This is a genomic window from Methylobacterium sp. WL116, from assembly GCF_008039455.1.
GTDB lineage: Bacteria > Pseudomonadota > Alphaproteobacteria > Rhizobiales > Beijerinckiaceae > Methylobacterium.
The window spans coordinates 1-6,600 of the sequence record NZ_VRUV01000249.1; the positions used below are offsets into that span (position 1 = coordinate 1).

Here is a 6,600-nt window from a genome sequence, read left to right on the forward strand (position 1 = left end):
CTCTTGCCGAAGGCGGCCTTTCCGGCCGCGGCTTTGCCGGCCGCGGACTTCGCGGCGGGCGGACGGCCGGAGCCCTTGCCGACGGTCTTGCCTGCGCCCTTGTCCGGACCCCGGCCGGAGCCTTTCCCGGCCGAGCCGCCGCCGCGTGGTGGATTGCCTGTCATGCGAGGGCGTTAGCACCCGCCCGCGGCGGCGACAATTCGCCCTCGCCGCACGGCAGGCCGGCGTCGCGGCTCAGGCCGCCCGGCGGATCGCCTCGATGGTGAGACCGATGCCGACCGAGCCGAAGGTGTCGCCCTCGACGACGCGGGCGCCGGGCAGGCAGGACGTCAGCCCTTGGCGGACATGCGGCAGGCCGGTGGAGCCGCCGGTGAGGAACAGCGAATCGATCCGGTCCGCGCGCAAGCCCGCCTGGGCGAGGCAGCGCCCGACCCGCTCGGAGATCCGCACCGCCAGCGGTTCGGTGTGGGACACGAGGGCCGTCCGGTCGACCGAGGCCGCCAGGCCCGGCTCGACCCAATCGAGATCGACCTCGGAGGCGCCGTCGTTCGAGGCGGCGATCTTGGCGCCCTCGACGGCGATGGCGAGTGAATGCCCGCGCTCCAGCTCGACCACCGTGCGCAGGCGCTCGACGAGGTCCGGACGCGCGCCGTCGCGGATGATCTCGGCGATCTCGCGCAGGGTCTTGGCGTTGTAGAGCCGGTTGATGCTCGACCACGTGGCGAGGTCGTGGAAATAGGCGTTCGGCACCGAGAGCTCGGGGCGCTTCATCGGGCTGCCGAGGCCGAGCAGCGGCATCACCGTGCCGAGGCTGAGGAAGCGGTCGAAGTCGGTGCCGCCGATGCGGACGCCGTCGTTGGCGAGGATGTCGTCGGCCCGCTCCGCCTTGGCATGCCGCTCGGGCGACAGCCGCACGATCGAGAAGTCCGAGGTGCCGCCGCCGATGTCGGCGATCAGCGCGATCTCCTCGCTGCGGACGCTCTGCTCGTGGTCGAGCGCCGCGGCGATCGGCTCGTACTGGAACGAGACGTGGCGGAAGCCGATGCTCTCGGCGATCTCGTGGAGGGTGTCCTCGGCCCGGCGGTCGCCCTCGGCGTCGCCGTCGACGAAGTGGACCGGGCGCCCGTGCACCACCGTGTCGAAGGTCTCGCCGGCCGCGGTCTCGGCCCGCGCCTTCACCGCGGCGAGGTAGCGCCCGATCACGTCGCGGAAGCGCACGCGCTCGCGCCCGACCGGGGTCGTCTCCTCGATCAGGCCGGAGCCCAGCACCGACTTGAGGCTGCGCATCATCCGGCCCGGCGTGCCCTCGACATAGGCCTCGGTCGCCGCCCGGCCGATCACCGCCTCGCGGTTCGGCTCGAAGAAGATCGCGCTCGGGATGGTGACGTGGCGCCCCTCCAGCGGGACGAGGCGCGGACCCGGCGCGGTGCGGTGTCCGAGGGTCGTGTTCGACGTGCCGAAATCGAGGCCGCAGGCCGCCATCGGGTCTTTGTCTTTCGCGAAGGGTCGGGGGGCGGGTGCCCTACAGGCTGACGGGCGCCCGGTCCAGCGTTCACAGCCAGCGCGGCGCGAGGAAGATCGCGAGCGCGGCCAGCAGCCATGCACAAAGCCCGCCGAGGAGGGCGAGGCGATGGTCGCAGAACCCGCCGAGCCACCACGCCACGGCGAGGAAGACGAGGTAGGCGGGAATCGTGCAGACGCCCGCGAGGCAGGTCTCGCGGAAGGCGCCGGCCTCGCCCTTCGCCCCGACCGCGAGCAGCGCGATGATCGCGAAGGTCGGCGCCAGCGGCAGGATGCCGGGCAGGACGTTACCGCGGCGCGAGGCCAGCACGATCGCCATCGTCACGATGCCGCCGGCCACGCCTTTCAGGAGGACGTCCATGCCGGCGCTCATCCCTCCTCGCGCCGCGCTTTCCGAAGCTGCTCCCAGTGGGCGAGCCGGTCGCGGTAGCGGCTCTCCATGCCGCGGTCGGTCGGCGCGTAGAGGTGCTGGCGGCCGAGCCGTTCCGGCCAGTAATCCTGCCCCGAGAACGCCTCCGGCTCGTCGTGGTCGTAGCGGTAGCCCTCGCCGTAGCCGAGCCGTTTCATCAGCTTGGTCGAGCCGTTGAGGATGGTGCGCGGCGGCGGCAGCGAGCCGTGCTCCTTGGCGATGCGGGTCGCGGCCTTGTAGGCCTCGTAGGCGGCGTTCGATTTCGGGGCGCAGGCGAGGTAGATCACCGCCTGCGCCAGGGCGAGCTCGCCCTCGGGGCTGCCGAGGAAGTCGAACGCGTCCTTGGCGGCGGTGGTGATCACCAGCGCCTGCGGGTCGGCGAGCCCGATATCCTCCACCGCCATCCGCACCAGCCGGCGGGCGATGAACAGGCGGTCCTCGCCGCCGTCGAGCATGCGGCAGAGATAGTACAGGGCCGCGTCCGGGTCCGAGCCGCGCACCGTCTTGTGCAGCGCGCTGATCAGGTTGTAGTGGCCCTCCTGCGCCTTGTCGTAGATCGGCGCGCGGCGCTGGACGAGCGTCTGCAGCACCTCCGCGTCGAGGATCTCGTCGGGTTTGGCGGAGCGCCAGACCTCCTCGCACAGGGTCAGCGCCGCGCGCCCGTCGCCGTCGGCCATGCGCACGAGCACGCCGCGCGCCTCCTCGGTGAGCGGCAGCGCCTGGCCCGTCAGGTCCTCCGCCCGCGCGATCAGCTTGGCGATGGCGCCGTCGTCGAGCGCGCGGAACAGCAGGACGCGGGCGCGCGACAGCAGCGCTGCGTTGAGTTCGAAGGACGGGTTCTCGGTGGTCGCCCCCACGAGCGTCACCGTCCCGTCCTCCATCACCGGCAGGAAGGCGTCGAGCTGCGCCCGGTTGAAGCGGTGGATCTCGTCGACGAAGAGCAGCGTCCCCTGCCCCGTCGCCCGGCGCTTGCGCGCGGCCTCGAACACCTTGCGCAGGTCGGGCACGCCGGAGAAGATCGCCGAGATCTGCTCGAAATGCAGGTCGGTCTCGTGCGCGAGCAGGCGCGCCACCGTCGTCTTGCCGGTGCCGGGCGGTCCCCAGAACACCAGCGAGCCGAAGGTCCGCCCGCGCAGCAACCGCGTCAGCGCGCCGTCTGGGCCGGTGAGGTGATCCTGGCCGACGACCTCGGCGAGCGTACCGGGCCGGAGCCGGTCGGCGAGCGGGCGGGGCGCCGACGCATCGAGGCCGGCGGTTGCGAACAGGTCGGGCATGCCGGCATCAACACTCTGCGCCCCTCCCTCGGCAAGGGCCGCCGAACGTCGGGTCGGCCTGATTCGAGCGGCCGGGATCGGCGCCGACGCGGGCGCGTGTGCCCGACGAAGGGCGAAAGGCTCCATTTACCCCCGCGACCGAAGTCTTCGTCCGGCGTCCGCCAAACGAGCCGTGCCGCCTGCCGTCGCCAGGACGCGTGAGACTCCCTTAAGCTCGCCCGTGCTCAGGGTGAGACCGATCGGGGGGACGGTTCATGATCGGAAAACGCGGCAGCTGGGGCGAAGGAGAGCTTTACGAGGTTCTCTGCTTGCTGATGATCGGTGCGTGTTTATGGGTCATCGGAATTCAATTTGAGGTTTTCTCCTGGCTCAATGCTTTCGTCCAGGCGCACCAGCTCTCCAACGAGTTCATGCTCGTGGCGCTGATGGGAATGGCGGTGTTCGTCGCCAGCCTGCGGAAGTCCCTGCTGCTGCGGGTGGCGATGCGCGAGCGCGACATCACCGCCGCCGAGGCCGAGGCGGTGGCACGCCACGACGTCCTGACCGGGCTCGCCAACCGCCGCCTGTTCCTGGAGACGCTGGAGCGCCGCAGGGCGGCCGCGACCCTGGTCCCGACCCAGGCGGTGCTCCTGGTCGACCTCGACCGCTTCAAGCCGGTCAACGACATCTACGGGCACGCGGCCGGCAACGCCGTGCTGTGCGCCGTCGCCGAGCGCCTGTCCGCCCTGACGCCCGACGCCGGCCTTGCGGCCCGGCTCGGCGGCGACGAGTTCGCCCTGCTCGTGCCGCTCGACGGCGGCAGCGACGGCCTGACCCGGCTCGCGCAAGGGTTGATCGCGGCGATCGCGGCGCCGATCCAGTGGCAGGGCAACGAGCTGAAGGTCGGCGCGACCATCGGCATCGCCCTGATCTCGGCCGACCAGGCGGATGCCGACGTGGTTCTGCATGCCGCCGACCTCGCGATGTACCAGGGCAAGAAGGACGGCCGCGGCGTGTTCCGCGTGTTCAAGAGCGCGATGGACATCGAGCTCAAGGCGCGGGCCCAGCTCGAGAGCGAGCTTCGCGAGGCGATCGCGAGCGGCGCGATCGAGCCGTACTACCAGCCGGTGGTGACGCTGCCGGAGAAGACGCTGGTCGGCGTCGAGGTGCTGGCCCGCTGGCGGCACCCGGTCCGCGGGCTGCTCGCGCCGGCCTGCTTCATCGGGATCGCGGAGGAGACCGGCCTCATCGCCGAGCTCAGCATGAAGCTCCTGCGCCAGGCCTGCCTCGACGCCCGGGACTGGCCGCCCCATTTCCAGCTCGCGGTGAACATCGCGCCGCAGCAGTTCCAGGACCGCTGGCTGTGCGAGCGCATCCTCGCGATCCTGACCGAGACCGGCTTCTCCCCGAGCCGCCTCGAGGTCGAGATCACCGAGACGGCCCTGGTGCAGGACCTGGAGGCGGCCCGCACGACCCTGACCTCGCTGCAGAACCTCGGCGTGCGCATCGCCCTCGACGACTTCGGGACCGGCTATTCCAGCCTGTACCACCTGCGCGAGCTCAAGTTCGACAAGCTGAAGATCGACCGCACCTACGTCGACACCATCACCATGAGCGCCGAGCGGGCCAAGCTCGTCGACGCGATCATCAAGCTCGGCGCCAGCCTCGGGCTGGTCACCACCGCCGAGGGGATCGAGACCGATGCTAGCGTCGACTGGCTTTCCGACCAGGGCTGCGACTACGGCCAGGGCTACCTGTTCGGCGCCCCGATGCCGAAGGACGCGATCACCGCGCTGATCGGCAAGCCGCTCGAGGAGATCCAGGCCACCGCCATCGCGTTCCAGGCGGCCTGAGGCCGGGGTCGCGGCCGGGCCGGTGCGGCCTCAGCCGCCGAACATCGAGGTCAGCACCTCGCCGTTGCGGTTGATCGCGATCTCCCAGGCGCTCTGCACGGTGCGGGTGGCGCGCTCGACGTCCTTCGTCGTCGAGACCGGCTGCCCGTTGATCGAGACCAGCATGTCGCCCTTCTGCAGGCCGGCGCGCGCCGCGATCGAATTCTCGTCGACCGCCTGCACCGCGACCCCGTCGACGGGGAAGTCCGTCAGCATCTCCTCGGCGACGGCCGGCGAGGTGTTGATCAGCGTGGCGCCGAAGAACGGCGAGCGCGTGCGGACCTTCAGCACGTCGCGCGGCCGCGTCTCGGGCGCCGGCGTCAGCTTGACCGGGAGCGTGCTGCGGCTGGTGCCGCGCAGGATGCCGAACTTGGTCTGGCCGGTGATGCCCTTGAGCGCGAAGCGGTAGCCGAAGGCTTCCGGGTCGTCGACGCTCAAGCCGTCGACCGTCAGGATCAGGTCGCCGCGCTTCAGCCCCGCCTCGTCCGCCGGGCTCTTGGCCTGCAGGCTCGCCACCAGCACGCCGGTCGGATGGTCGAGGCCCATGCTCTCGGCGATGTCCGGCGTCACGCTCTGCACCCGCGCGCCGAGCCAGGGCCGCCGCACGGTGGTGGCGCCGTTCTTGGCGGTCTCGACCACCGCCTTGACCATGCTAGCGGGGATCGCGAAGCCGATGCCGTGGCTGCCGCCCGACTGCGAGTAGATCGCGGTGTTGATCCCCATCAATTGCCCGCGCAGGTCGACCAGCGCCCCGCCGGAATTGCCCGGATTGATCGCGGCGTCGGTCTGGATGAAGAACTGGTAGTCCGACGAGCCGACCTGGGTGCGCGCCAGCGCCGAGACGATGCCCTGCGTCACCGTCTGGCCGACGCCGAACGGGTTGCCGATCGCCATCACGAAGTCGCCGACCTCCAGGCTCTCCGAGTCGCCGAACGGCATCGGGATCAGCCCGCCGGTCGGGTTGGTGATCCGCACCACGGCGAGATCCGTGCGCGGGTCGCGCAGCACGATCGTCGCCTCGAACTCGCGCCGGTCGGCCAGCGAGACGCGGACCTCGTTCATGTTGTCGATGACATGATTGTTGGTGATGATCAGCCCCGACGCGTCGACGATGACGCCGGAGCCGAGGGATTTCTGCGCCCGCTCGCCCGGGGCGCCGCCCTGCCCGCGGCCGCCCTCCGCGCCGAAGAACCGACGCATGAACTCGTCCATGGCGCTGGTGCGGGCGTTGGGCCGCTTGTCGATGTGCGAGGCGTAGACGTTCACCACCGAGGGCGCCGCCCGCTTCACCACGGGGGCGAAGGAGAGCTGCACCTCGCTCTTGCCCGTCGGCGCCGCCTTCTCGGGCATCGCCGACTTCAGCGGCGGCGCATCCGGGGTCTTGACGTCCGGTGTCTTGACGTCCGGTGTCTTGGCCATCTGCGCGGCGGCGGGGCCGGCGGCCAGCATCAGCGCGGCGACCAGGACGATCGGGGTGGACGGGCGAGGCATGCAGGGCTCCGGGCGCTCGGGGTCGTCGGGGCGC

At 71.2% G+C, this 6,600-nt stretch carries 5 protein-coding genes; 1 reads left to right on the top strand and 4 read right to left on the bottom strand.

The window, feature by feature from the left end; genetic code table 11:
* Nucleotides 1-234: 234 nt before the first annotated feature.
* From FV223_RS16975 to FV223_RS16985, 3 genes are all read right to left on the bottom strand, one after another.
* Nucleotides 235-1,482 (bottom strand): Hsp70 family protein, encoded by a 1,248-nt coding sequence (locus FV223_RS16975; RefSeq protein WP_147728135.1) that lies wholly within the window; start codon nt 1,480-1,482, stop codon nt 235-237.
* A gap of 70 nt (nt 1,483-1,552) precedes the next feature.
* A complete protein-coding gene (locus tag FV223_RS16980; protein ID WP_147728136.1) occupies nt 1,553-1,882 on the bottom strand; it encodes a GlpM family protein in 330 nt (109 codons plus the stop codon).
* Between the two features lie 8 nt (nt 1,883-1,890).
* A complete protein-coding gene (locus tag FV223_RS16985; RefSeq protein ID WP_147728137.1) occupies nt 1,891-3,204 on the bottom strand; it encodes a replication-associated recombination protein A in 1,314 nt (437 codons plus the stop codon).
* Nucleotides 3,205-3,518: 314 nt separating this feature from the next.
* Between FV223_RS16985 and FV223_RS16990 the strand changes: the two genes are divergently transcribed.
* Nucleotides 3,519-5,036, top strand: coding sequence for an EAL domain-containing protein (locus FV223_RS16990; RefSeq protein ID WP_243949541.1), 1,518 nt, complete (start codon nt 3,519-3,521; stop codon nt 5,034-5,036).
* Between the two features lie 30 nt (nt 5,037-5,066).
* Here the strand turns inward: FV223_RS16990 and FV223_RS16995 are convergent, their stop codons facing one another.
* Nucleotides 5,067-6,566 carry a Do family serine endopeptidase gene (locus tag FV223_RS16995; protein ID WP_147728139.1) on the bottom strand — a complete coding sequence of 500 codons (1,500 nt, stop codon included), beginning with the start codon at nt 6,564-6,566 and terminating at the stop codon, nt 5,067-5,069.
* Between the last annotated feature and the right edge of the window lie 34 nt (nt 6,567-6,600).

Excerpts from the sequence above, each read along its gene's own strand:
- FV223_RS16975 (WP_147728135.1), bottom strand. The coding sequence starts at position 1,482 with ATGGCGGCCTGCGGCCTCGATTTCGGCACGTCGAACACGACCCTCGGA.
- FV223_RS16980 (WP_147728136.1), bottom strand. The coding sequence starts at position 1,882 with ATGGACGTCCTCCTGAAAGGCGTGGCCGGCGGCATCGTGACGATGGCG.
- FV223_RS16985 (WP_147728137.1), bottom strand. The coding sequence starts at position 3,204 with ATGCCCGACCTGTTCGCAACCGCCGGCCTCGATGCGTCGGCGCCCCGC.
- FV223_RS16990 (WP_243949541.1), top strand. The coding sequence starts at position 3,519 with ATGATCGGTGCGTGTTTATGGGTCATCGGAATTCAATTTGAGGTTTTC.
- FV223_RS16995 (WP_147728139.1), bottom strand. The coding sequence starts at position 6,566 with ATGCCTCGCCCGTCCACCCCGATCGTCCTGGTCGCCGCGCTGATGCTG.